The organism is Bacillus sp. AFS088145, from assembly GCF_002564465.1.
Lineage (GTDB): Bacteria > Bacillota > Bacilli > Bacillales > Bacillaceae_G > Gottfriedia.
The window spans coordinates 60,077-86,033 of the sequence record NZ_NUUX01000013.1; the positions used below are offsets into that span (position 1 = coordinate 60,077).

Annotated in this window: 20 protein-coding genes, 1 pseudogene and 2 riboswitches; of the genes and pseudogenes, 8 read left to right on the top strand and 13 right to left on the bottom strand. The window is 34.8% G+C overall.

Annotation, left to right across the window (positions count from 1 at the left end; all coding sequences use genetic code 11):
• Positions 1-356: 356 nt before the first annotated feature.
• A riboswitch (cyclic di-AMP (ydaO/yuaA leader) is annotated at positions 357-500 on the bottom strand.
• 130 nt (positions 501-630) lie between these two features.
• Positions 631-769, top strand: a riboswitch (cyclic di-AMP (ydaO/yuaA leader).
• Between the two features lie 116 nt (positions 770-885).
• From COI44_RS08620 to COI44_RS08635, 4 genes are all read left to right on the top strand, one after another.
• Complete coding sequence (locus tag COI44_RS08620; protein ID WP_098427569.1) at positions 886-1,263, top strand: Na-translocating system protein MpsC family protein; 378 nt, start codon at positions 886-888, stop codon at positions 1,261-1,263.
• Positions 1,264-1,305: 42 nt separating this feature from the next.
• Positions 1,306-1,722, top strand: a complete 417-nt coding sequence (locus tag COI44_RS08625) for a CBS domain-containing protein (RefSeq protein ID WP_098427570.1) — start codon at positions 1,306-1,308, stop codon at positions 1,720-1,722.
• Positions 1,723-2,163: 441 nt separating this feature from the next.
• Entirely contained in the window at positions 2,164-3,537 is a 1,374-nt protein-coding gene (locus COI44_RS08630) for an aspartate aminotransferase family protein (protein ID WP_098427571.1), read from the top strand.
• A gap of 18 nt (positions 3,538-3,555) precedes the next feature.
• On the top strand, positions 3,556-5,022 hold the full coding sequence (locus COI44_RS08635) for a CoA-acylating methylmalonate-semialdehyde dehydrogenase (protein WP_098427572.1): 1,467 nt from the start codon (positions 3,556-3,558) through the stop codon (positions 5,020-5,022).
• A 355-nt stretch (positions 5,023-5,377) separates the two neighbouring features.
• On the opposite strand, the gene COI44_RS08640 is transcribed toward COI44_RS08635, so the two are convergent.
• From COI44_RS08640 to COI44_RS08665, 6 genes and pseudogenes are all read right to left on the bottom strand, one after another.
• Positions 5,378-5,599 (bottom strand): hypothetical protein, encoded by a 222-nt coding sequence (locus COI44_RS08640; RefSeq protein ID WP_098427573.1) that lies wholly within the window; start codon positions 5,597-5,599, stop codon positions 5,378-5,380.
• Between the two features lie 21 nt (positions 5,600-5,620).
• On the bottom strand, positions 5,621-7,021 hold the full coding sequence (hydA, locus tag COI44_RS08645) for a dihydropyrimidinase (RefSeq protein ID WP_098427574.1): 1,401 nt from the start codon (positions 7,019-7,021) through the stop codon (positions 5,621-5,623).
• Positions 7,018-8,325, bottom strand: a complete 1,308-nt coding sequence (preA, locus tag COI44_RS08650) for an NAD-dependent dihydropyrimidine dehydrogenase subunit PreA (protein ID WP_098427575.1) — start codon at positions 8,323-8,325, stop codon at positions 7,018-7,020. Before preA ends, hydA begins: the two co-directional genes overlap by 4 nt.
• Positions 8,326-8,341: 16 nt before the next feature.
• The gene (locus COI44_RS08655) at positions 8,342-9,679 is read right to left on the bottom strand and encodes an NAD(P)-dependent oxidoreductase (protein ID WP_483295477.1); all 1,338 of its coding nucleotides are present in this window, start codon (positions 9,677-9,679) and stop codon (positions 8,342-8,344) included.
• Between the two features lie 340 nt (positions 9,680-10,019).
• Positions 10,020-10,589, bottom strand: a complete 570-nt coding sequence (locus COI44_RS08660) for a TVP38/TMEM64 family protein (RefSeq protein ID WP_097975964.1) — start codon at positions 10,587-10,589, stop codon at positions 10,020-10,022.
• Between the two features lie 208 nt (positions 10,590-10,797).
• A pseudogene (locus tag COI44_RS08665) lies at positions 10,798-10,986 on the bottom strand (zinc metallopeptidase); the annotation flags it as partial.
• A 177-nt stretch (positions 10,987-11,163) separates the two neighbouring features.
• Between COI44_RS08665 and COI44_RS08670 the strand changes: the two are divergent.
• Genes COI44_RS08670 through COI44_RS08680 form a run of 3 tightly spaced genes read left to right on the top strand, consistent with a single transcriptional unit; the run spans position 11,164 to position 14,818 of the window.
• Complete coding sequence (locus tag COI44_RS08670; protein WP_098427578.1) at positions 11,164-12,603, top strand: spore germination protein; 1,440 nt, start codon at positions 11,164-11,166, stop codon at positions 12,601-12,603.
• Positions 12,600-13,697, top strand: a complete 1,098-nt coding sequence (locus COI44_RS08675) for a GerAB/ArcD/ProY family transporter (RefSeq protein WP_098427579.1) — start codon at positions 12,600-12,602, stop codon at positions 13,695-13,697. The genes COI44_RS08670 and COI44_RS08675 overlap by 4 nt, the downstream gene beginning before the upstream one ends.
• Complete coding sequence (locus COI44_RS08680; RefSeq protein ID WP_098427580.1) at positions 13,694-14,818, top strand: Ger(x)C family spore germination protein; 1,125 nt, start codon at positions 13,694-13,696, stop codon at positions 14,816-14,818. Before COI44_RS08675 ends, COI44_RS08680 begins: the two co-directional genes overlap by 4 nt.
• A gap of 130 nt (positions 14,819-14,948) precedes the next feature.
• Here the strand turns inward: COI44_RS08680 and COI44_RS24570 are convergent, their stop codons facing one another.
• From COI44_RS24570 to COI44_RS08705, 6 genes are all read right to left on the bottom strand, one after another.
• Complete coding sequence (locus COI44_RS24570; RefSeq protein WP_286163833.1) at positions 14,949-15,083, bottom strand: hypothetical protein; 135 nt, start codon at positions 15,081-15,083, stop codon at positions 14,949-14,951.
• A gap of 136 nt (positions 15,084-15,219) precedes the next feature.
• Entirely contained in the window at positions 15,220-15,459 is a 240-nt protein-coding gene (locus tag COI44_RS24575; RefSeq protein ID WP_286163861.1) for a S8 family serine peptidase, read from the bottom strand.
• Between the two features lie 293 nt (positions 15,460-15,752).
• Positions 15,753-16,784 (bottom strand): C40 family peptidase, encoded by a 1,032-nt coding sequence (locus tag COI44_RS08690; RefSeq protein WP_098427581.1) that lies wholly within the window; start codon positions 16,782-16,784, stop codon positions 15,753-15,755.
• 21 nt (positions 16,785-16,805) lie between these two features.
• Complete coding sequence (locus COI44_RS08695; protein WP_098427582.1) at positions 16,806-17,891, bottom strand: dipeptide epimerase; 1,086 nt, start codon at positions 17,889-17,891, stop codon at positions 16,806-16,808.
• A gap of 149 nt (positions 17,892-18,040) precedes the next feature.
• The gene (locus COI44_RS08700; RefSeq protein ID WP_098427583.1) at positions 18,041-18,358 is read right to left on the bottom strand and encodes a DUF3870 domain-containing protein; all 318 of its coding nucleotides are present in this window, start codon (positions 18,356-18,358) and stop codon (positions 18,041-18,043) included.
• A gap of 509 nt (positions 18,359-18,867) precedes the next feature.
• Positions 18,868-22,326, bottom strand: coding sequence for a bifunctional 2',3'-cyclic-nucleotide 2'-phosphodiesterase/3'-nucleotidase (locus COI44_RS08705; RefSeq protein WP_483295478.1), 3,459 nt, complete (start codon positions 22,324-22,326; stop codon positions 18,868-18,870).
• A gap of 254 nt (positions 22,327-22,580) precedes the next feature.
• On the opposite strand from COI44_RS08705, the gene COI44_RS08710 reads away from it, so the two are divergent.
• Positions 22,581-23,483 carry a LysR family transcriptional regulator gene (locus COI44_RS08710; protein ID WP_098427585.1) on the top strand — a complete coding sequence of 301 codons (903 nt, stop codon included), beginning with the start codon at positions 22,581-22,583 and terminating at the stop codon, positions 23,481-23,483.
• A gap of 266 nt (positions 23,484-23,749) precedes the next feature.
• Here COI44_RS08710 and COI44_RS08715 read toward each other — a convergent pair whose 3' ends face one another.
• Positions 23,750-25,738, bottom strand: coding sequence for an oxidoreductase (locus tag COI44_RS08715; RefSeq protein ID WP_098427586.1), 1,989 nt, complete (start codon positions 25,736-25,738; stop codon positions 23,750-23,752).
• Between the last annotated feature and the right edge of the window lie 219 nt (positions 25,739-25,957).

A 25,957-nucleotide genomic window follows, 5' to 3' on the forward strand; every position in this document is an offset into this window, starting at 1 on the left:
TTCTTTACTCGCTTAATAGTTACAATGTTTTTCAACCTATTTCTGAACAATAAAAAAGACCAATGGATACTAATCCTCCAGCAAATTAACTAAACTCAAAAGGATCTAAACAAAAGTCAACCATGTTTATTCCTAATAAATTTAGTTAATTGAAATTTGGAAGAAAAGTATTCATTGGTCTACCTAACACCCAGCTAGCTTAGTGCTCTCTTTGTGTTCTGTCTCCCTAATCTTTTCTATAAAATATCCAGAATTTTCCAATTAATAGCAAAATAAAAAGACCTACTTAATATTTGCTCAAGTAATTTATTGCAAAAAAATGCAATAAAAAACCCGCTCAAATTAGGCGGTCTACTGACCTCCCTCGCTTTAGCCTACGAAGTTAGCTGTCGGGTAGGATGGCGAAAGAGTATCTCATCCCTTCTACATTCATGTAAAATTAACCCCAAAAAATTGGTTCCTCCGCTTACGAATGATTCGTAATTAAGCCGATATTTATTTTGCTGACTTGATTATACGGCGATGCTTTTTACATGTAAAGAGTTTTTTTTCAACAAAAATTTTTAGTTAAGTTTTACCCCTTTACAATTTTATTCAACTCTGTATGATAAACATATCAACAAAATATATTTGCTGTAATCGCTAAATCGTAAATTACGAGCGGGGGAACCATTTGTGCATTGCACATGGGGTGAATCCATTTCTGGTAGGGCTACTTTTCAAGCCCGAATCCGTCAGCTAACCTCGCCAGCGTTTGAAGAGAGCAAAACTTAGCGTGTTATTAATATTTCAATATACTTTCCATTGAAATGTAAATAGCTATGAGAAGATTGCTCTTCTTGTGGCTATTTTTTTGTTTTAATTAACAGTATGGGAGAGATATTAATGATATCATCGAAAAAAAAGCTTGAAATCGAATTAAGTGAGGCTTTTATAAAATTCCAAAGAGAACTAATTGGTAGAGGTCCTCAAGAAGCAAAAACTTATATAGTTGAAGATATGATCATCGTTCGATTTAAAGGCGTGTTGACAACTGAAGAGAAACATTTAGTTTCCCATAGCACAGGAAAAAGTCTTGTAAAAAAAATGCGCCAAGTTCTTAGAGAAATGTACAGTAAAGAATATGAAGAAATAGTTGAAAAACATACTGGATGTAAGGTTCTATCGAGTCATAGTGATACAAGTACAAATACTGGTGAACGAATTGAAGTTTTTATAATGGATCAAAATATTAATAAATTACTAGAAGCAAGGAACAACTAATTATTATTTGGAAATATTAAACTCAAGTAAGGAGTACGAAAAATGAATATCGCGTTTTTCTTTACCCCCAAAAATGAACTTGTTTATATGAATATCAACTCGACAATGCGTCAAGCTCTTGAAAAAATGGAGCACCATCGTTTTACTGCAATTCCTTTAGTTGATGATAACGGCAAATATGTTGGTACACTAACTGAAGGTGATTTATTATGGAAATTAAAAAATACGGAAAGTTTATCTTTTTCTAATACAGGAAAAATAAGTCTAAATGAAATTTCCTTGCATAATGTTTATGCACCAGTCTCAATCAATGCACAAATTGAAGATTTATTTACAAGAGCAATTAATCAAAACTTCATTCCAGTAATTGATGATCATGAAGTTTTTATTGGTATGGTTAAGAGAAGAGAAATTATTGAGTATTGTAGTAAGAAATTGTTAAATGAAAGTAAATTTTAGACTAAGACGATAAAAGAGCAACTACATTTTTTTGTAGTTGCTCTTTTCTATTAATTTGCAAAATATATATTTAGTGTTAATTAAAGCAAGATTGACGAGAACTGCCATTTTCATAAACGATTCACCTTACATCTTAATTGTACCGACCTTATTTATTCCATTATTTTCAACAACCGGATGAATACAATATGAAAAGTAGAAGATTGATTATTAGATTGATTTATACATAAAATTAAGAAATAGCTTTTCATAATTTAATTTAAAGGTGCATTTTACATGATTAGTCTCCTTTTTTATTTGCGTATATCCAGTTTTTGTTTTCGATCTAACAATTTGTCTAATCGTAATAGGATAATATGGTCTATTTAGTAATATTAATTAGTAAAGAGATAAAAATGAAATTTCAATAATACTAGAAAATTGAAAGTTGGTGACAAATTAGTGAATGATAAAACTGTAAAAGTAACTCATTCTACTTCTCTTTCAAAAGAAGAGCTTCTTGAATTAGACCAAAAATATGTATGGCATCATATGTCGCCTCACAATCCAAATCCAATGGTTTTAGTATCCGGAAAAAATAGTACAGTCACTGATATTGATGGTAAAAATTATTTAGACGGGATGTCTGGTTTATGGTGTGTGAATGTAGGATACGGTCGCGAAGAAATCGCCAATGCTGCTGCTGAACAAATTAAAGCAATTCCCTATGTTCCAATGTCCCAAGGCAATGTTCCTTCCATCTTATTAGCTGAAAAGTTAAATGAATGGCTAGGTGGAGATTATCGTATTTTTTATTCTAACTCTGGATCTGATGCAAATGAAGTAGCTTTTAAGATTGCTAGACAATACCATCAACAAAATGGTGAACCTTTGCGTTATAAATTTATCTCAAGATATCGCGCATATCATGGTAATTCGATGGGCGCTTTGAGTGCTACTGGTCAAGCTAACCGAAAAGTTAAATATGAACCTCTTTCTTCAGGTTTCCAGCATGTAGCACCGCCTTATTGCTATCGATGCCCTTTTGGTAAAACGTATGGAGATTGCGGTATCCAATGTGCAACTGCAATAGAAGATGTTATTAATTACGAAGGTGCAGAAACGATTGCAGGGATTATAATGGAGCCAGTTATTACAGGTGGAGGAGTTATTGTACCACCTGCCGAATACTTAACAAATATTCGAAAAATTTGTGATAAATTTGGTATTTTGTTAATTGTTGATGAAGTAATATGTGGTTTTGGCCGCTCTGGAAAACAGTTTGGACATCAAAACTTCGGTATAAAACCAGATATCGTCACAATGGCTAAAGGGATGACAAGCGCTTATTCTCCTCTTTCAGCAACTGCAGTAAGTAGCGATCTATATGAAGTATTTAAACAACCAGGGGGAGATAATCATTTTCGTCATGTTAATACGTTCGGAGGAAATCCAGCTTCATGTGCAGTTGCACTTAAAAATTTGGAAATTATTGAAAGAGAAAATTTAATTGAGCGTGCTGCTTATTTAGGTGAAGAGCTCCGTAAAAAATTAGATAGTTTAATAGCTTATAAAAATGTTGGAGACATCCGAAGTTTTGGTTTTATTGCAGGAATTGAGCTTGTTGAAGATAAAAAAAGTAAAAAACCTGCAAGTCCAGAATTGGTTTTAAAAATAATAACAGAATGTAAGGCGCAAGGATTAATAATCGGTCGAAATGGGGATACGGTTCCAGGCTATAATAATATTCTTACACTTTCTCCTCCATTTACAACAACTGATGAAGAGCTAGATTTTATTGTAAATACTTTAAACAAAGCATTCTCAAAACTATAATCGTACGGGGTGATATTCTTGTCTACACAAACTAATATAAAGGTTTTAAAGAATTTTATAAATGGTGAATGGATTAAAGCTTCATTAAATGCCAGGACAATTCCCGTTCCAATTCCTGCTACTGAAGAAATATTAGCATTTGTACCTCTCTCAACTAAATCAGATTTAGAAACCGCTGTGAAAGCAGCTAAAAAAGCTTTTATAACATGGAGTAAAACACCTGTTCCAAAAAGAGCAAGAATACTATTCTCATATCAACAATTACTAATAAAGCATTGGGATGAACTAGCTAATTTAATAACGATTGAAAATGGAAAAAGCTACACTGAGGCATACGGAGAAGTTCAACGTGGAATTGAATGCGTAGAATTTGCTGCCAGTGCACCAACATTAATGATGGGTAAACAATTACCTGATATTGCGACAAATATTGAATCGGCGATGTATCGATACCCTGTTGGAGTTGTTGGGGGAATAACTCCTTTTAATTTCCCAATGATGGTACCTTGTTGGATGTTCCCATTAGCTATTGCGTGTGGAAACACGTTTATCTTAAAGCCATCAGAACGTACTCCACTTCTTGCAAATCGTTTAGCAGAACTTTTTACCGAAGCAGGTCTTCCAAAGGGTGTATTTAATATTGTTCATGGAGCACATGAAATTGTAAACGAGTTACTGCAAAACAAAGACGTTCCTGCCATTTCATTTGTAGGTTCTCAACCAGTGGCAGAATATGTGTATAAAACTGCATCTGCAAATGGTAAGCGCGTTCAAGCTTTAGCAGGTGCTAAAAACCATAGTATCGTTTTACAGGATGCAAACTTAGATGAATCGGTAAAGCAAATCATAACAGCCGCATACGGCTCCGCAGGTGAACGATGTATGGCATGCTCAGTGGTCGTAGCAGTTGGGGATATTGCCGATCCTTTAATCGAAAAGTTAAAAATAGAAGCGGATAGCATTACGATTGGAAATGGACTAGATGATGACGTATTCCTAGGTCCGGTCATCCGCAAGGAACATCGCGAACGAACGGAAAAATATATTGAAAGTGGAATTCACGAAGGTGCAACCTTATTGCGTGATGGACGAAATGATTTAATTCGAAAAGAAAAAGGTTATTTTATTGGACCAACAATCTTTGATAATGTAAACCCATCAATGAAAATTTGGAAGGAAGAGATTTTTGCACCAGTGCTTTCGATCGTTAGAGTTGAATCATTAGAGGACGCGATTGAACTCACAAACAAATCAGACTTCGGAAATGGAGCATGCATTTTTACTGACAGTGCTTCAAGTATTCGCTATTTCAGGGAGAACATTGAAGTTGGAATGCTCGGAGTAAATATCGGCGTACCAGCACCAATGGCTTTTTTCCCATTCTCTGGTTGGAAAAACTCTTTCTATGGTGACTTACATGCAAATGGTGCAGACGGTATCGAGTTCTATACAAGGAAAAAAATGATAACGAGTAGATTTGAATAAATATAATTGGGCTTTTCCATTAGTTAAGGTAATTGACTAATGGGAAAGCCTTTATAAATAGAAAAAATCGCATATTCCGTTAGTAGTTACGGATTAGATGCGATCTGTCATTCAATATAGGTATATTTTTATAAATCTGAGTGAAATTCATCTCTTTTCTTAATGATTTAACCTTTTAGAACGCTTAATATCAAAGTTAATTGCGATTGTCTAATTTTAATTGCGATTCTCAGATTTTAAATGTGGTTCGCCCATTTTATTTGCGATTCTCAGATTTTAAATGTGGTTCGCCCATTTTATTTGCGATTCACGGATTTTATTTGCGGTGCGACCAATTTAATTGCGATTCACCAACTCACAAACGAATCCCAAACTGCTTAATAATCAACGAACCAAAATACTTCCGTGTATCAGCATTCATTATATGAAGAGTGATAAAATTCTCCTCTTCTTCTTGATTTTCAAAGTCAACATAAGCACCGTCTAGCGTTTCTCTAACATTTTTAATCTTGTAGCCTTTTTTTATAAGGGAATCGATTTGATTTCTTTCGATTAAAAACTCCTTAAATGTTGACATTAGCTACTCATTCCCTTCTTACTAATCTTCTATTAAACTAGTTTCACCATACTTCTTCCTCTTTAAGTACTGTCCACTACCTGCATTACCAACAAATTGCTTCTCTTTTATGACAAACTCTCCACGAACTAGGACACTCACTGGCTCTCCGGTTACTTCCATCCCTTCGAATGCATTATAGTCGACTGCCATATGGTGCGTTTCGGAGGAGATTGTTCGTTTACTATTCGGATCAAAAATGACCAAATCTGCATCTGAACCAACTGCAATTGTTCCTTTCTCGGGATATAAACCAAATAGCTTTGCACTTCTTGTAGAGGCAATGTCAACGAATTGGTTTAATGATATTCTGCCTTTTTTAACGCCTTCAGAGAACAAGATGCTTATGCGATCTTCAATCATTGGTCCTCCGTTTGGAATTTTTGAAAAATCGTCGCGACCTAGATCCTTCTGACCTTTGAAGTCAAAAGAACATTGATCGGAACCCAATGTTTGCAGATTTCCAGTTTTTAATGCATTCCATAACACATCTTGGTTCCATTTTTCGCGAAGTGGTGGAGACCAAACGTATTTTGCTCCTTCAAAATCAGGTTTTTCTAGCATTGATTGATCAAGTACTAAGTATTGTGGGCATGTTTCACCCCATATATCAATTCCATTATTTCGGGCTTCCGTTATCTTTTCAACTGCCTCTGCACAAGTAACATGAACGACATATAATTGTGAATTTGCAAGACCAGTTAATGTAGCCGCTCTTCCTGTCGCTTCACCCTCTACTTCTGGAGGACGTGTCAATGCATGGTAAATAGGTTCTACCTTTCCTTCAGCTAAAGCTTGATTGATTAAGTAATCTACAACATCTCCATTTTCTGCATGAACCATTACCAATGCCCCGTATTCTTTGGCTGCTAATAGCGTACGGTACAATGTCGCATCATCAGCTTGAAATACATTTTTATAAGCCATAAATACTTTAAATGAAGTAATTCCCTCTTTTTCTATTACTCTTGGTAACTCTTTTAATACCTCATCATTTATTTCACCAATCATAAGATGGAAACTATAATCGATCACTGCTTTATTTTTCGATTTTTCATGCCATGTTTCGATTGCTTTTTGAGGTGGTTCTCCTTTATTTGTTAAACAAAAATCAATAATTGTTGTTGTCCCACCAAAGGCAGCAGCAATCGTTCCTGATTCAAAATCATCTTTCGTGACAGTCCCACCAAATGGCATATCTAAATGTGTATGTGGATCTACTCCACCTGGAAAAATATAATGATCTGAAGCATCAATCATTTCAGCGTCCGTACAATCTAAATTTACTCCAATTGCAGTAATTTTATTTTCCTCTATTAAAATATCAGCCTTGTAAGTATCCGTTGCAGTAACAATCGTTCCATTTCGAATGATTTTCTTCATTTCCTTTTCCTTCCCCCCTTTAAAATTGAATATTGATTAGATCGTGCTAATACCTTTAAAGCTTGTTGGCGATCATTCCAAGTCATCGAAGGTTGTTTATTAGGAACCTCTACCATGTTAATTGCACCTTCCACTGGACAGACTATTTTGCATAAATTGCATCCTACACAGTCTTCCTCACGAACCTTTAAATATGATTTTCCACTCTCATCTACTGACATATCAATACATTGGTGAGATGTATCTTCACAAGCAATATGGCATTTATTACAATTAATGCATTCATCTGTATCAATCCTAGCAACTACTTGATAATTTAAATCTAAATTTCCCCAATCTGAATATTTATGAACTGCTTTACCAACTAGCTCCGTTACAGAGGAAAGACCTTTTTCATCTAAGTAATTATTTAAACCATCAATCATGTCTTCTACAATGCGGAAACCATGGTGCATTGCTGCAGTACAAATTTGAACTCCAGTCGCTCCCATTAATAAAAACTCTACTGCATTTTGCCAATTCGAAATTCCACCAATTCCGGAAATCGGCACTGTTATACGGGGATTTCGTGCACATTCTGCCACCATATTTAATGCAATTGGTTTTACTGCCGGTCCACAATATCCACCATGTGCTCCCTTCCCGGCAACATGAGGAACCGTATTCCAAGAATCTAAGTCTACCCCCATTAAACTGTTGATTGTGTTAATCATACTGACTGCATTGGCTCCACCTCGGACTGCCGCTTCAGCCGTTACAGTAATATCAGTAATGTTTGGGGTTAGTTTTACAATGACAGGTGTTTTCGCAACTTCTTTAACCCAAAATGTTTGTTGCTCTACCAGCGCAGGAACTTGACCGGATGCAGATCCCATTCCTCGTTCTGCCATTCCATGTGGACATCCGAAGTTCAGTTCTAAACCATCAACCCCAACATCCTCTACTCTTTTCACGATTTCATGCCATTTATATTGTTGCGGTTCAACCATAAGTGATGCAATAATCGCTCGGTCAGGAAATCTTTTTTTCGTTTCATAAATTTCTTTTAAATTTACTTCAAGAGGTCGATCAGAAATCAATTCAATATTATTAAATCCTGCAACTCTTTGTCCGTTAAAGTTAATAGCAGCAAATCGAGAGGTTGTATTAATAATTGGTTCCCCTAACGTTTTCCAAACAGCCCCACCCCAACCAGCTTCAAACGCACGTTGGACCTGATAACCCGAATTTGTTGGAGGAGCAGAAGCAAGCCAAAATGGGTTAGGAGACTGTATGCCCGCAAGATTGATTCGTAGATCTGCCATGAAAGAAAACCTCCTTTTAAGTGTTTAACTGTTTATGAATCGCATAAGCTACTTCTTTTCCTTGTTGAGCTGCAGTCACTACCATTGCTTCACCTTGCCCTTTTCCAAAAATGACATCACCACAAGCAAATATTTTAGGATTAGACGTCTGAAATGATTCTTGATCAATTTTTACAACGCCATCTCTGTGTTCTAACCCAAATTGTTCGATTAAGTCTGTATAGCGAGTTTGCCCGATTGCTTTTATGACTCCATCTACCGGTATCGTGAAATTGGAATCGGGAATAAGTACAGGCCTACGACGACCGTCTTTTCCAACTTCACCGAATTCCAACCGAACACATTCAAGTGCAATTACTTTTCCGTTTTCACCAATTATTCTTATTGGTAATGTTAGCCAACGGAATTCCACTCCATCCTGCTTGGCAAAATCATATTCAAATTGGTAAGCACTCATTTCTGATTGCGTCCTACGATATAAAATTTTGACATTGCCCGCGCCTAAACGAACCGAACATGTCGCAGCATCAATTGCAGTATTGCCCGCACCTATTACAGCAATATTTTTACCTATAAAACGATTTGATAATTCCCCAGATTTTGTCTCTTTTACAAAATCAATCGCATCGTATACTCCGTCCAAATCCTCTCCTTCAATATCTAGCATCGGAACTTTACCCATACCTATAGCCAGAACGACCATGTCATAGTTTGCTAATAATTCATCTGAATAAATGTCCGAACCGATTCTAGTGTTTGTAAGAATTTTTACATCTAACTTTTCTATTTGTTGAACTTCCCAGCTGGATATACTCTTTGGTAGCCGGAACGAAACGATACCATATTGATTTAATCCTCCTGCATGATTTTCCGCTTCAAAAATCGTTACATCGTAGCCAAGTAATGCAAGTTCACGAGCAGCTGCTAAACCAGAAGGACCACTACCAACGATTGCAACTGTTTTTCCGTTCTTTTTTCCAGCCTTAAATAATACTTGATTATTTTTTATCGCCCAATCAGTTGCATAACGTTGTAAATTCCCAATCATAATCGGCTTAGTAGAAGATTTTAGTACACATGCACCTTCACACAGTTCTTCTGTAGGACAAACCCGAGCACAGCTTGCTCCAACAGGATTAGAAGACATAATTGTTTTAGCTGATCCCTTTAAATTGCCTGAACCAATTTTCTTTATAAACGTAGGAATGTCAATCCCAGTTGGACATGCTTTAATACATGGAGCATCATAGCAATAAAGACATCGATGTGCTTCTTCAAATGCTTCTCGTTCCGATAACCCAGGATGTACTTCTTCAAAGTTCTTCGATAAATTCTCTAACGAAACTCTATTCACTAACAACACCCTCCTATTAGGCTACAAAGTTACTTTTTAAGAAAGCTGATTATACGATTGTTTCAATAACTTCTACTTTTTTACATTAGTAAAGCCGTTTTCATGTAAGAACAATCACTTATTTCTTTCTTAAAAAGGTAAAGCTTTTTCTAAAATTGAGGTATTTCAATATATGTTTAAAAAAATTAATTTAGACATGTTTATGTAAGGGGTTGTCAGTGTTTAATTAATGAATATTAAAAGCTATTTACTTTTTCAATTAAATCCTTTTTTAGGTTGTTGTATTGAAAAAAATAAAAGCTCAAACCCTTATATTAGGTTTGAGCTTTTTAATTTATTCTTAAATTTTATTCTTCACAAAAACGTTAAACCGTTTTCTATAGAAATAGATTAGCAAGACGATGATTAACAGTCCTAAAATGACTTTACCGAATAAAGTAAACTCTAAAACTTGATTAACAGAATACGATTCAAATAATATGACGGGTAGCTTACCAATCAAACTAGCTAACATGAAGCTTGACCATGTGATTTTTCCAAAGGCAGCAAACAATGTAATCAAACTAGATGGTATAAAAGGAATAAACCGTAAAAATAACACACCGTAAAATGCTTCTTTTCCTTCTAAGCTTAATAGCCTATTTAATCCTTTAAATTTAGTTGAATTACTAATAAATCTTTTTTGTAAACCCTTTCTATATAAAATAAAAGATACGAATGTACCAACTAATTCACCTATGAAAGAGACTAGAAATCCATCAGCAAAACCGAATAGTTTAATATTGATTGCTGTCAAAAACCAAGCTGGTATAATACCAACAATACTAATTAGAACATTAATTAAAATACTAAGTATCGCAGCATAGTCTTTGTATGTATTTAAAAAATGTTCAATTGCAGAAAGTGTCATAATTTTCCCCCATTTTTTTTAACCACTTAATTGTACAACATTTAGTATGATAAAAAAGCTAAGGTTCCAAAAATACATAAATCTTCCATAAATTAAAACCTATTTACTATTTTAGACATTGAAATTTTAAACATACTAACCAATTTAAATTTAATTTTTTAAACAAAAAAAAGATGACTTCGAATGGTACTCGAAATCATCTTTTTGATTATTTTTTATTCTTCTTCAGTTTGTCCTTTGAAGAATATACTAAAACTGAAATTAATGTTGCTGCTAAATACGTAAGGGCAGCTGCTCCCAGTACTTTATTTACACCTTTTCTGTCAGTATCATTGATTGCTAACATTAACGTCTTTGCTCGTGAGCTAGCATTATATTCAACTGGTAAAGTGATCAGCTAAAAACGCTACTGCTATATACGAACCTAATAAAAACGTATCGTATAACGGTTCATTGTTCAAATTCGAAGTTTAACTATAAAAGTAAACTATCTACATATTAAAGTACAGAATATTAACAGGTATTATGGGAAAAATAGGATAAATTTACCTAACATAGAAAAGAGGAGCATAAAATGATAGCTGACCGAAATTTAGATAAAAATGAGATTTCACTTCGGGAATTGCTATTTAATAGTTCTGACTTTAAAACAAGCAATTTTGGTACCAGTGTACGAAGTTATCGCCTATATTATTTAGATTCAATGATTGATGAGGTAGTAGTTCAAGAACATATTATTCGTCCTTTGCTTCATAACACAACAGATAGTATACGTGAAGTTGTCTCAATTCTCGATTACAGTGAAACGGATATTCTTTCTGTAGCAGCAAAAGCTCTCGTTGAAGGAAAGACTGTTGTTCAAATCAAAGGTGAATCAAATCTCTATTTACTTAGAGCAGAGCTTATTAAAGAACGCTCTGTGAACGTTCCAATAAATGAGCGCGTTTTACGTGGCTCTCACAAAGCTTTCAATGAAAATTTAAATACGAATCTAAATATTATCCGAAATCTAGTTGCCACTCCAGATCTTGTGATTAAGTATTATCAAGTTGGCCGTAAATCGAACACCAAAGTAGCTATACTTTATTTGCAGTCCCTTACAAACGAGGTAGTTTTAAAGGAATTTGAACATAGAATTTCTAAAATTAATACTGATTACATTGAAGCACCCGGTTTTTTTCAGGAACTTATTCAAGATAAAAAATTCTCGCTATTTCCAAAAATGCTCGTATCTGAAAGACCGGATCGAATACTATCTTACTTAATGGATGGGAAAATCACTTTTTTAATCGATGGTGCACCAGAGGGAGTAATCGTTCCTGTCTCGTTCTGGGCATTCTTTCAAACTCCTGATGATTACCAGGTCGGCTGGCTATTCGGTAGCGTTTTAAGATTTTTACGAATCTTCTGTTTTATCATTGCTATTAGTTTACCTAGTGCTTATGTGGCACTCGTTACCTTTGATCCGCGAGTTCTTCCACTAGATCTTGCACTGACTCTTCAAAGCTCTATGCAGTTCGTGTCAATGCCACCTATTCTAGAAGCAATAACAATGCTATTCATACTTGAAATTTTAAAAGAGGCAACTGTCCGTTTACCAAATCCTGTAGGTCAGACAATCGGGGTTGTAGGTGGTATTTTAATCGGCACTGTTGTTGTTCAGTCTAATCTAATTTCGAACATGATGGTAGTTATAGTAGCGCTTACAGGGATTGCTTCCTTTATCATCCCTTCATATGAAATGAGTAATACAGCTCGTTTATTAGCTTATCCCTTTATCTTAATGGCTGCTTTATTCGGGCTAATCGGTTTGGAAGTATCTTTTCTATTGATTCTGACACATTTAGCAAGAATGAATACAATGGGTATTCCCTACTTTTATACGTCGTTTAATGGCAATACGATTAAAGATACTCTTTTCAGGGCACCGATTAAGAGCTTGAAAAAACGACCAGTTGAAAGCTTGGCTAAAGACGAAAGTAGTATAAGTAAGCCAAAGGGGGAGACAAATTGATACAATTAAAAAAGGTTTCCATTAATCAACTTGTTTGCCTTGTTATACTGAACCAAGTAGGTATCAGTGTTTTATCGATTCCATATAAAATGTCTCAAATATCAGGCTATGACTCTTGGATGTCCATTATCATTGGAGGTGTAATTGCTCAAATTGGTATCTTGATTATCTATCAACTTGGAAAAAGTTATCCCGACAGACCTTTTCAACAATACATATCAACTATTATTGGAAAGCCACTAGGATCGATCATAAACTTTCTATTTGCAGTATACTGTGCAGAATCATGTTTAATGATCATCATTTCATATTCTGATGTCATTAATCGATGGGTGCTATTTGAAACACCTTGGTTTGTACTAATTGGATTATTTGTCATGATTACCGGGTACATCGCTTCATCAACTCTTCGATCTATCTCGACCCTTACGCAGTCAATAATGGTTATGTTTCTGATTTGTTTCGCGATCGTCTTTATTAGTGGTTTTGGAAAAGGAGACTTGCGTCATTTTTTGCCAATTGGTACTCACGGGATTGCGCCTATACTAAAAGGTGCTTTACCAGCATTTTGGGCGTATGCTGGATACGAACTTCTCCTGTATGTATTTCCATTTGTAAAATGTAAAAAAAAGAAGGATATTTTGATTGCGATTTCAGTTGCTAATGGAATAACAACTTTATTTTATGTGTTTATAGCATTTATTGTGACGTACAACTTTAGTGAAAATCAATTAAATTTCATTCCTGAGCCAATGGTCTATATTCTACGTAAGTTCAGATGGCCAGTCGTTCAAAGTCTAGATATTCTTTTTATCACAATTTGGCTATCTGTGACGCTTGTAACAGCTTATATTTACTTATTTTTGTCAGCACGATACTTAGCTTTTCTCGGTAAAAAAGAAAAACGTAACCACCAACTTTTAGTATGGATATTAGCAATTGTATGCTTCGGGGCCGGACTATTCTTCTCAAACAGACATTTGATTCCCAAATTTTCCGAGTATCATAATATAGCAACAGCATTTATGATTATGGGCGTGCCTACATTAATTCTACTAATATCCTTTGTAAAAGAAAGGGTGGCGAAAAAATGAAAAAAGTCTTATCTTTAATTCTACTATTGCCACTATTGACTGGATGTTGGGATCGATTGGAATTAAATAAGCTTCATTTAGTTGATGTAAATGGTTTTGACCTGGACGATAAAACAGGTGAAGTTAAAGCATTATTCCTCATTACGAAGCTTAAAAGCACTGGGCAGGGAACTGGAGAGCCAATATCAGTACTGAAGGAGCTAAAAGGGCCAAGTGTAGCAGAAGCAATCGGAGAATGGGAATTTACTGATCAGTCACCTTTTATAGGGATTAGTACGAGAGTCTATTTGATAAGCCAGAGCTTTGCAATGAATCATCCAGTTTCAGAACTTGATTTTTTACTCGGTGCTCCATATTCATCTATTAATACGCCATTAATCGTAGTTGATGGAGATTTGTCAAAGGTAATTGAAACATCTTCAGGTCACGATAAAGAGTTTTCAAAAGATTTGAATGAGTTTATTATCTCTATGGAGAAGAACAAAACAATACCAACAGTTTCAATGATGAATTTTATACAATCCCGCAATGAACCGTTCTCTGATTTAGCATTACCCATGTTAAGTCCCATAAATTCAGACTTGGAATTAAGTGGTGCCTTATTATTCCGCAATGGTACACCTACAGGGAAAAAACTTGATAGAGATCAAGTTAAAATGATGATGTTACTAGAAGGTGGTAACAAAGGAAGGCAAAGGTTTACAGGAAATTTCTCAAAAAAACATGGTGATAAATCATCTTCTGATACTGGGAACAAAAATAATTATGGGTTTACAATCAAAAGAAATTTTTCAAAAATCACCGTTTCCAATACGGCAAGTAAATTACCGAAAATTAGCATTAAAGTTCAGTTACAAGTCAGTGCTTTCGAGCTTGGCGAAGAAGGCCATAAGTTAAAGCCTAATTATGCTCGAATGGAAAAAATTCTTAATAAACATTTTGAAGAAATGGCTCTGGAAACTATTAAGACTATGCAATCAGCAAATTCAGACGTTCTAGGGATTGCACAGGAATTAAAAGCTTTCCATCCAAAAGTTTGGAAGTCTTTAAATTGGAGAAAAGATTATCCACGAATGTCGATTGAACCGAAATTTGACATCAGTATTCTTAATTCGAACTAAGGTAAATCAAGCTAGTGGCAAAGCTGTTCTAAAACAAACAAAAGAACCAAGAATACAATCGTATTCTTGGTTTTTATTTAAGGGAAAATGATTTTTTTCTATCTAGAAATTACCTAACAGCTAACTAAAGTTATTGAACAACTGTTACTGTTTTAGGTGTCGATGTTACTTTAAAACCATCCTTTGTCACAAGGTCTGTAGCAATCTTTCCTTCACCTACATAAACCATATCATAGCTTTGATCTGGTATTAGATTATTTGACACCTTAAAATTATATGAAGGTGCAAATTGACCGATAATGCATACGGGCTTACACCTGGTGCACCGACTGTTCCAATATCAGGATCTTCTGCGTATGGTCTTAATGTAGACGGAACTAGCCTATTCTGCGTACTGTATGCTAAATTTCTGCTGCTACGACTACTAGTGTCCCCTGTTGTGTCGCTTCACGGATCGCTTTTTGAATTGGATCATAATCTTCATCAGCATAACCTGAATCTACGCCCAAGCTCATATTGATAACATCTGCCCTCATTGTGACAGCATGCTCAATACCAGCAATAATATCATCCTCGTAGGCTCCGCTTTCATTATCTGAAAATACATCATTCTCAGCTAAAAGCTGAACCCCAGGTGCGATACCAACTACTCCATCCTTTGTTTCGTCACCATTTGCTCATATTGTTCCAGCCATATGGGTACCATGCGGACTACCTTTTGGTCCAGGAATGACATCCGTATCGTTGTCTGCCCAGTTCATTTATTATTGAGACAGCTTCTTCTCTAAGTACTCAATAACTAATATAATCATTAAAAAATCTACTTATTTCTAATAGACTACTAACCTTATGATTAAAATATAAAAACCATGAACAAGTGCAATTGTTCATGGTTTTTCAACTTTCCTTAATTAGTAGAATACAATTTATTTAATTATTCTTCCCAATAGCGACGAGCACCAGAAAATTCTTCAATATAGCCAGGAGTGTTTAATGGAATGATTTCAACACTTCTAGCAGCATTAGGAGCCTGAATCATTAAACCATCACCGATATACATTGCAACGTGATGTACTGATCCTGTTCCGTTGTTACTTGCAAAGAATAGTAGGTCTCCAGGTTGAATCTCATCTTTTTTAACTTCTATACCGCTCTTAGATTGAGGCCCTGAATCTCGTGGAATTGTAATACCATATGACTTAAATAAGCTATATGTAAATCCTGAGCAATCAAACCCAAATCCCGACACACCAGCCCATAAGTAACGTAAACCAAGGAACTTCTTCGCCGTATTAATTAAATTTTCAGGAGTTGCCTTAGGGAACTGATTTTCATTTTGATAAACTGCCACGTCTGCTTTTTTAATAAATTTATTTCCATCATCTGGTGTTGCAACCATTACAACATCCCCAAAGTCTTTAATAACAGGTAATCGCGTATTAAAGCTAATCTCCATAAACTTATGATTTAAGGCTTTTCCATCATACAACCAAGCTGTTTGACTTGATACCATAATAAACGGGGTATCCTTATAATTCTCTAAACGATCATCCGTCGTTAATTGTCTTTTCGGCATCCAACCAGGATAACCTAATGTATTACGTGGTGTAGGCTGACCATCTACAGCAACCTTTACCCAGTCACCTGATTCCTCTAAAATAGTTACTTTTGTGCCATATACTGCTTGTGTTTCTAAATAGCTTGTTAGCCAACGTCGAACTTCAGTATCTTCCATATTAGCTGACCATTGACGTGGATCAACCGGATTGCTTAAAGATGGCGCATCAATATCCCTAACTTGGAACCTACCATTTGTTGTCCACTGGGTTGAAACAGACACATCAACGTACGCTGTCTCCCCTGGAGTAAGTTCTTCTTGTGATTTTGCTAATGATTGACTTGTCATTGTAGAAAGTAAAGTACCTGCAACACATAAACTCAATATTAAATTTTTTGTCTTTTTCATCGTAAAACTCCTCTCTCTATTTTAACGAAGACTTCTTGATAATCTTCGGTGAAGCCCTAAACCAGGTAAGGATGATAAATGAACTTCATCCCCAATAAACTCAATTCCATCAAAATCTTGATTCTTCAACCAGAGCGGCGCATCCAAATCGATTTTTTGAATATTCGGATGAGCGGTAGCTATATGTGCTGCCGCAAGTACTGAGACTGAAGTTTCCATCATACTTCCTATCATGCAAGGAATATTCGCTCTTTCTGCAATATCTGCAATTTGCAGTGCTCTTCTAATTCCCCCTGTCTTCATCAACTTAATATTTAGAAGATCAACTGCATTCTCTTTAATTAGTCGTAATGCGTCTTGCGGAGAAAAAAGACTTTCATCTGCCATGATTGGTGTATTGACGTTTTGCTTAACAAATTTTAGTCCATCAATATCGCTAGCTTGAACGGGTTGTTCGATTAGTTCGATTTTTGAATTCAACTGTTCTAGTTCTTGGATAATCGAAACAGCTTGTCTTGGAGTCCATCCTTGGTTAGCATCTACTCGGATTGTGACGCGATTACCGACTTTTTCACGGATTGCCATAATACGTTCAATGTCAGTCGACCAGTCTTTTCCGACTTTGATTTTCAAAATTGAAAAGCCATCCTCGATTATTTGCATCGCATCCTGACACATTTGATCCACCGTTCCAACACTAACGGTCATATCGTTTTTTAATTGATTTGTCCTTCCTCCAAGATATTGATAGAGTGGAAGATTAAGATATTGACATAATGCATCATACAGTGCGATTTCCATAGCTGCTTTTGCACTTGTATTTGCCACGCAAGAGCGTTCAATCAATAGAGAGAGTTCATTAATATTTCTAATATCTCTTCCTAGTAGTAGTGGTGTAAGGACAGTCTTTAAAATCGCTTCAATACTTTCTTTTGATTCTCCTGTAATAGCCAATGTTGGTGCTGCAGCCCCTACTCCGACAATCCCATCTTCTAGCTGGACATATACAAAAATGTTCTCTATTTCAGTAGCTGTCCTAAGAGCTGTCTTGAATGGCTTTTTTAAAGGGAAAACTTCTGTTTGCACTTGGATTGATTGAATAATCATCGTTTTTGTCCTTTCCTATTAGATTAAAGTTAGTTCCAAGACCTCTAATTGATTCAAAATTCTTATATTAAATAAAAAATCCAGCTATTAGAAAGGAACTTTCCCTGCTAATAGCTGGATTTCATCTACGAAAATAGATAAAGCAGCGTTTAAGATTCAATTATTTGTGTATATTTTATATGTGCATTTTTAAAGGCTACTGCCAGAGCTTTCTGGGAAGAACCAAAATAACGTGTATTAATTTCTTGTATTACCCCATCCACGTCTAACATTGATTGTCCAACAAATAGTTGCTGCACAAAGGATGAAGTTAAAGAAATTGTAGCTGAACAGTCTGCATCAACAATTAAATGGCTTGTCTGATCGACTACCAAACCAATAAAAAAAGCATTATACTTTTGCATAATCGGATTATTAGATGAAGTCTTTGCATCTCCAATAAGATAGATCGTATCTTTACTGTACAATTTATTTCCTCCCGCAAAACAGGTATTCCGTGCAAAGCTCCAACCGAAAAGAAAGGAACTGGCAACGGGATATGTATTCGCTTACAGTTAATATTAATACACGAAACTACTTTTGACAATATATTACGAATATTCAGTTTTAAGAAAAGTACTTGTGAACTATATTGAGACACTTACTTTTTTACTAGAAAGACGTTTATATAGTCTATTTTAAAATGAAAACCATCAGAGAAAAATTTCCCTTGTGGTTTTCATTTGGCTTTTTCTAAAATTAAGTTCAGGGTAGTAACGGACGATCCCAACGTTATTGAATATCCAATGCACTTTTCACACTATCTAAAGTAGCTGACTTAAACTTCTTTAAAGGTTTTGCTGTATTCTCTAAATCTTTATTTTGTTTTAAATAATTCAATTCTACAAATTCTTAAAAAGGTTAAAAAGTGGATTGAATCTAAAAAAAATCTCATTCTAATAGATCAGAATGAGATTTTATTTAGTCGATTGATATGTTAATTTACTTTTTGAATTCTTCCTTCAACTTCATAAACGAAAGGTCTTGGAAGTGATTTAACAAAATCTACAGTTGCTTGTAGATCTTCTGGTCCTACTTCTAAATCAGTAGAACGTTCGCCAATACCATATTTTACATTTCCGTACATATAGTTGTTTACTACAACTGAATATTCTTTGTTAGGATCAATTTTACTACCGTTTGGTAAAAGGATGTCTACTACTTTTCTAGTTGATGAATCCCAAGTATACTTAAATCCAGCGATGTGGAAATCTAAGCCCTTATCGGTAATTTGATTATTTAAAACTGTTTCAATATCTTGACCGCTAAGCATTACTTTATTTAAGACATTTCCAAATGGCTGAATTGCGAATAAATCACCAAACGTAACTTGACCGGCGTCAAGTGGTGATCGAACTCCTCCACCGTTCATCATTGCGAAGTCTGCATTCATTGCAACTTTCATTCCATCTGCAATTAAGTTACCTAATGCAATATCACCATAAATATCAGAAGATGGATATCCTTTTGGTAAAGTTTGCATTGAGTCACCAACAATCTCAGCTTTAATTGGCATAATTAAATCTTCATATTTTTTCATGATCGCAGAAACTGTCGGGTCTGGTGTATAGTCTTTTTGATAAACTGTTACTACTTCTGCTTCCTTCTTAACAATATCACCTGTTACTGCATCTAATTCTAAATCTACATCAGAAAATGCAGAACCATATGAATAAGCTTGTACAATTAATTTATTATCAACTTCTTTATCATTAAATACATGATTATGAGCAGCAAAAATAACATCTACTTCATCATCAACTTTTTCAGCAATATCAGTTGCATCATATAGATCCGCTTTACCTGTTTGAAGAGTAGGGTTATGTGCTAATACTACGATTGCTTTAATCCCTTGTTTTTTTAGAATATCCGTATAATGGTTAATTGCTTCAACTTCATCACGAATTTCAAGCGTTTCATTTCCTTTTCGAACAATCATATTAGGAGTTTCTTGCGTTACTACTCCGATGAAACCAATCTTTTTACCGCCCACTTCTTTAATTGTGTATGGTTGAGTAATTAATTCTCCTGTTGCAGAATCATATGCATTGGCAGCAACCACTGGAAAGTTCATTCCGTCATATCCTTTTGTACCTTTAGGATGTTCTCCACCATTCATCATACGCTTTAATTCAGCAATACCTTCATCAAACTCGTGATTACCAACTGTTCCAACATCAAAGCCCATTGCTTCCATCACTTCTACAGTTGGCTCATCTTGGAATAACGCAGAAATCAGTGGGCTTCCACCAATCATGTCACCAGCGTGAACTAGTAATGTATTTGGATTTTCTGCTTCATGTTGTTTCATTGCGGCAGCTGTGTATTCCATGCTTCCTGCTAGTACTTCTTGTCCATTAAGCGTAACTTTTGTATCAGTATCAAGCTGGCCATGAAGATCATTTAAGCCTAATAATTGAACTTTAATATTTTCTTTTGTACCTAAATCTAATTTAAAAATTCCAAAGCCTGCATTATCAGTTTTATTTGTAAATGCAATATTACTATTAGGCTTTATAAATTCTTCTGCTCTTGGTGAAGTTGTAAACGTTACATTTACATTTCCACTAATTGGAGCAATCGACCAGTTATGATCTGCTGTTGGTGTAATTGTTTTCGATTCAGAAATGTAATCCATTAAGATTTGACGATTTTCATCAGCAGAATCTACTACAAGTTCGCTACCTTTAACACCTGGGAAATTACCTCCGCCACCAGCACGATAGTTATTTGTTACAACGATGAATTCCTGATTTAAATCAATTGGTTGTCCATTATAAGTTAAGTTTAGTACTCGACTTGAATTACTATTAACTAGATTTCCGTTTATATCATACTTTGCTGGTTTTGTAACATCAATTTGGTAGTTAACACCGTCAATTACATCAAAGTTATAAACAGGGAAAGCAGGATTTAGTAATGGTTGTTCTTCTGTTTTATTTGGATCAATTTGATTATATTTACCTGCCGTCATTTCAATCCATTCTTTAACAACAGAACCTTTTACTTTAATTGCTTTTAACGTATTATCATAAAGATAAAGATCGCCTGCACTTCTTATCGTAAGATCGCCTTTTTTAATCTCAGTATATTCAGCTACACCATTACGGCCAGCTTTAAATGGAGCTCCTACTGATAAAATCGGTAATTCTTTATATTCTGGTTTCTTTTCAGCAATATATTTTTCTACAAACCATTTTTGTGCATTTGTAACAACTTGGATCGATGGATCATCTTGTATTAATGAAAAATAACTATGAATATCATCGGTAGTTGTTCCAATTGGTGTATTTACATACTTAACTGTTGCATCATGATTTGGTATAACAGCCTTTACGATATCTTGATCCGGAACTACTGTACTTTTTGTTACTGTTTTACCTGTAGTTGGATCCTTTACATCAGCCCATATTTCTCTAGTTGAAGACTGAGAATTTACTACTGACCATTTTCCTTTTTCTTTTTTAAGTGTTAGGTCAATTAATCCTAATGAACCACCGCCGTATCCTGCTTGAACTGCTGGTACTCCGTTGATTGTTCCTTTCGAATTATCAACACCCGGTAATGGCTTTTTATCTGCCCCTAAAAATAATCCATCAAGTGTAACCTCTGATTTTGCTGGAAATAACTTATGTGTATGAGAGAATGTAATTGCATCAATACCAGGTACTTCACTTAATGAATAAATTACGTCTTCAGTATTTTCTTTATTTGCATTAAATCCAGAATGAGTCATCGCAACAATTACGTCTGCTCCGTCTTTTCTCATTTCAGGAATGAATTTTTTAGCTGTTTCTACTATATTTTTAGTAATAACTTTTCCATCAAGGTTTGCCTTGTCCCACTCACTAATTTGAGGTGGTACAAAACCAATGAAGCCGATTTTAATTTCTTGCTTCTTTCCTTGTTCATCAATCACTTTTTTCTTAATAATTTTATATGGGTTAAATTTGTTTTTATCATTATTAGGATTTTTATCGTGATCATCTACGTAAACGTTTGCATTAATGTACGGAAAATCAGCATCATTATATGCTTCGTTTAAAAAGTCTAACCCATAGTTAAATTCATGGTTACCTAAAGTTGCAACATCATAACCCATTAGGTTCATTGCTTTAAATACAGGATGAACTTCACCTTTTTTTAATGGATCAATTTTTGCTTCATAAGTTCCAAGTGGTGTACCTTGAATTAAATCCCCATTATCGACTAAAACATTATTTTGAACTTCTTTTCGAGCTTCCTTTACTAAAGTAGCAGTCTTAGCTAATCCAACTTTTTCATATGCTGCATCTTTGTAGTAATCATAGTTTAATAAATTTGTATGGATATCTGTTGTTTCCATAATTCGGAAATTTACTAAATCTTTCTCATCTTTTTTCTTAGATGCAAGCATATTTACAGACTCAGCCTCTTTTGGTGTAGCATACGCTGGCGTGCTCACTACTGACATACTTAATAAAGATAAAGCTAAAGTAAGTGATAACGCTTTCGAATTTGTGTAATTCTTTCTCCCCATTTATATTCCCCTTATATACTTTATTAGGATTTCATTAAAAAATATCCCCAAAAATTATTATAAAATTAAAATAGGTTAAAATATATTTAATTATACTTAAACTAAGTTAACGATTTCTTAAGGAGCAAAAAATGAATTTAGACCATTTAGCATATATAGTTGATGTTTCCAAAACTAAATCACTATCAATGTCAGCGAAGAACTTACATATTTCTGTTTCGGCAATCTCCCAAGCTATAAATAATTTAGAAGAAGAATTCGGATTTAAAATTTTTACTCGTTTACGTCAAGGAACGATTCCAACACCTGAGGGCGAGAAATTAATTGAAAAATCCCTTAATGTGTTAGCACATGCTGAAAAATTAAAACAGTTAGCAATAAACAATAATGAAATTCAAAAGGAGATTACAATTGCTTCTGTTCCTGGACTAATGCACTATATAGTAAATTTAATTAAACTAATAAGAGCCGAAAATCCAAAGTCAAAGATTAGGGTTCACGGAAAAAATTCATTAGAAATTTTGAATGATGTAAAAGAAAAAAAATTACGTTTTGGTTTAATTTGGATTTATGATGAATTGATAAAAAAGAATAAAGAAATGGTCTTTGATATCTTTCAAGAAGTTAATATCAATGTTTGTGTGAGTAAAAATCACATACTTGCTGAATGTAAACAGTTAACAATAGACGATTTAAAAAATGAAACGTTTGTTGTTCATGATGAACAATATTTGAAATGGTATTATGCTGAATTCTTAAAAAACAAATCAGAAATATTATTCACCGCAAATAATCTCGATAGCATTAGAAGTGCTGTAAAAGAAAATATTGCGATAACAATTGGCACAGACTTTGTTGTACAAAATGAACCTCTCATTCAATCTGGGGAAGCTATTGCAATCAAACTGATTAATCCTTTTCATCGTCCTTTTTATGTTGGGTGTGTTCGAAATGAAAATCTTCCTCTTTCTGAAGCAGATAAAATCTATATAAATGAATTAAAAAATGAATTTGAACGTAGGTGCAATCGTTAGCAGCCTGTTAAATTAGGAAATGACTATTGCTTGATTTTAAAAAAAACAAAATTAAAAAGGCTAATCTATAAGGTAGCAGTTACCTTTTAGATTAGCCTTTTATATAGAATAAATTAATTTAATCGTAAAAATCTTTCAAGATACATATTTCACGTTTTTCCAAAATAACAGATGATAGGATGCTGGGAATTCCTGATCACCACATTTCTCAACTGTCTAAAAAGATCCTAATCTTTTTGACTAGGTTCTTTTTTAATTTGTGTCAGCTATACATGAACTTTAGAAGAAACAACACCTATTTCAAGAGCCGATGTCAAGCCCTCATAAGTAGCTTCTTCAATTGTACGAGGTGCTAAACAATCCCCGATTTGTCGAACAACCGGTGCCATACCTTTCACTTGTTCATAAAGCTCAAAATTTGGTACTCGTCCCATTGCAAGTACGATCGTATCCCAGTCGTTAATCAATTCAGTCTCATGAGTAAAAAGATTTCTCAATTTGACTTGATTATTATGAATACCACCAAAATCAAAATGCGGGCGAACATCTACTTTTAATTGATAGAGTCTTTTTAGATATTCATTTACTAGATATGAATGTAGTTCTTTTCCAATATGAACCTTAGCTGAAAACAAGGAAACATCGTGATTTTTCTCCTTCAAATGTATAGCTGCCTCTATTCCTGGCCAATCGCCAATTAAATCAAATACCAATACACGTCTTCCTATTTGGATCGAATTTCCGCTGAAAAGGTCATCTACCGTAATGATCCTTGGGTCACCGATGCCCTCTACATGTGGAAAGTATGGTCTAGATCCAACTGCACAAATAATGACATCAGGTTTTATTTCTGCTATTTTCTCAAGAGTAATTTTCTTACCAAGTTGGACATTTATCTTACTTTTTGATAGCTTTCTTTTATAATTGTCTATCATCGTTTCAGCTACTTCATGTCGCATAGGAGCCTTTCTCATTTTTCTTAGCAATCCGCCAATCTCATCACTTTGTTCAACTAATATTACTTCATGTCCTTCACCATCAGTAGTTAAAGCAGCATGTAGTCCAGCTGGACCTGCACCAATGACAAGCACTTTTTGTTTTACTTTTACACTTTGGACAAGCGGTAATAATTCTTTCTCTTTACCAGCCATCGGATTTTGAACACATCCAATTGGAAGACCTTTAGAATAGTGCCCTATACAAGCTTGTATACATCCTAAACATGCATCAATTGACTGTAGGTCCCCTCTCATTGCTTTATTCGGTAATTCAGGATCAACGATTAAAGCCCGAGTCATACCAACAACATCAGCTTTTCCTGAACCAACGATTCGATCTGCTTCCATAGGGTCTATGATCCGCGAGCCAACAAAAACCGGAACTGCACCTGCCATCCGAATTTTAAATGAATGTGGCGCATTATAGGAATGTTTAATTGGAGAAGGTGGAACGATATGAGTCGAACCTGCATATGTACTTGAGTCACCAGATGTTACATTTATAAAATCTACTCTAACGTTTTCAACTAAATGCTCGACAATTTTTACAGCATCTGTTACATTCGTTCCATCCATTGTCATTTCATCTGCACTCATTCGTATTCCTACGGTAAAATCTTCACCTACTTTTTCCCAGATCCGTTGTATTATTTCTATTATAAAACGCATTCGGTTTTCAAAGGATCCACCGTATTCATCTGTGCGATGGTTCGTATGGCTAGACCAAAATTGAGCTGGTAAATAACCATGGGAGCAACAAACTTCTACTCCGTCAAGACCAGCTTTTTTAGCTAATAAAGCTGAATTAGCATATCCCTCTATGACATCTTTAATTTCATCAATATTCATCGGTCTCGGCATTATTCCAAATCGAAAACTTGGTTCAGAAGACGGTGCCCAAGAAGCATTACGGTAATCGCTTGATACGACTTCTCTACCTCCGTGAAATAGTTGACTAAAAACTTTCGTGCCATATTGATGAAGTTGTTTTGCAATTTCTGCATAAGCTGGTACTACTTTTTCATCAAATCCTGCGATCGTATGTGAAGTTAGCATACCTGATGTGTGAACTGCAGCTGCTTCAAGAATAATAAGTCCAGCCCCACCCTTTGCACGTGCAACATGATAGGCAGTCATTTCAGGAGTAGGAATGCCATTTGCTACATAATTCGTTTGATGTGCTGTTGATAGTATTCTATTTTTCAGTTCAGTATTTCCAATCGTCACTTTTGAAAATAGGTGTTTAAAGTCAGTCATAATTGAACCACTTCCTTTCTTTGGAAAGTGCTAACATGATACTAGTAGTAATAAACCAAGAAACACTTAAACCTTTTTCTGGAAATAACAACAAATTAGGTTTAGCAGTTTGGGTTTACTTCTAGATTAATAGAAAAAATTATCATTTAAGCGTTTTCAAAAAAATAAAAGAAAAGCTGAGTATGTTCCATATAAATTCTTCATTATGAAATCAAATAC

Bases quoted from the DNA above. Each gene is read 5' to 3' on its own strand.
- COI44_RS08715 (WP_098427586.1), bottom strand. From the start codon at position 25,738: ATGACTGACTTTAAACACCTATTTTCAAAAGTGACGATTGGAAATACT.
- COI44_RS08670 (WP_098427578.1), top strand. From the start codon at position 11,164: ATGATAGCTGACCGAAATTTAGATAAAAATGAGATTTCACTTCGGGAA.
- COI44_RS08660 (WP_097975964.1), bottom strand. From the start codon at position 10,589: ATGACACTTTCTGCAATTGAACATTTTTTAAATACATACAAAGACTAT.
- COI44_RS08705 (WP_483295478.1), bottom strand. From the start codon at position 22,326: ATGCTTGCATCTAAGAAAAAAGATGAGAAAGATTTAGTAAATTTCCGA.
- COI44_RS08690 (WP_098427581.1), bottom strand. From the start codon at position 16,784: ATGAAAAAGACAAAAAATTTAATATTGAGTTTATGTGTTGCAGGTACT.
- COI44_RS08640 (WP_098427573.1), bottom strand. From the start codon at position 5,599: ATGTCAACATTTAAGGAGTTTTTAATCGAAAGAAATCAAATCGATTCC.
- COI44_RS08710 (WP_098427585.1), top strand. From the start codon at position 22,581: ATGAATTTAGACCATTTAGCATATATAGTTGATGTTTCCAAAACTAAA.
- COI44_RS08620 (WP_098427569.1), top strand. From the start codon at position 886: ATGATATCATCGAAAAAAAAGCTTGAAATCGAATTAAGTGAGGCTTTT.
- COI44_RS08680 (WP_098427580.1), top strand. From the start codon at position 13,694: ATGAAAAAAGTCTTATCTTTAATTCTACTATTGCCACTATTGACTGGA.
- preA (WP_098427575.1), bottom strand. From the start codon at position 8,325: ATGGCAGATCTACGAATCAATCTTGCGGGCATACAGTCTCCTAACCCA.
- COI44_RS08695 (WP_098427582.1), bottom strand. From the start codon at position 17,891: ATGATTATTCAATCAATCCAAGTGCAAACAGAAGTTTTCCCTTTAAAA.
- COI44_RS08625 (WP_098427570.1), top strand. From the start codon at position 1,306: ATGAATATCGCGTTTTTCTTTACCCCCAAAAATGAACTTGTTTATATG.
- hydA (WP_098427574.1), bottom strand. From the start codon at position 7,021: ATGAAGAAAATCATTCGAAATGGAACGATTGTTACTGCAACGGATACT.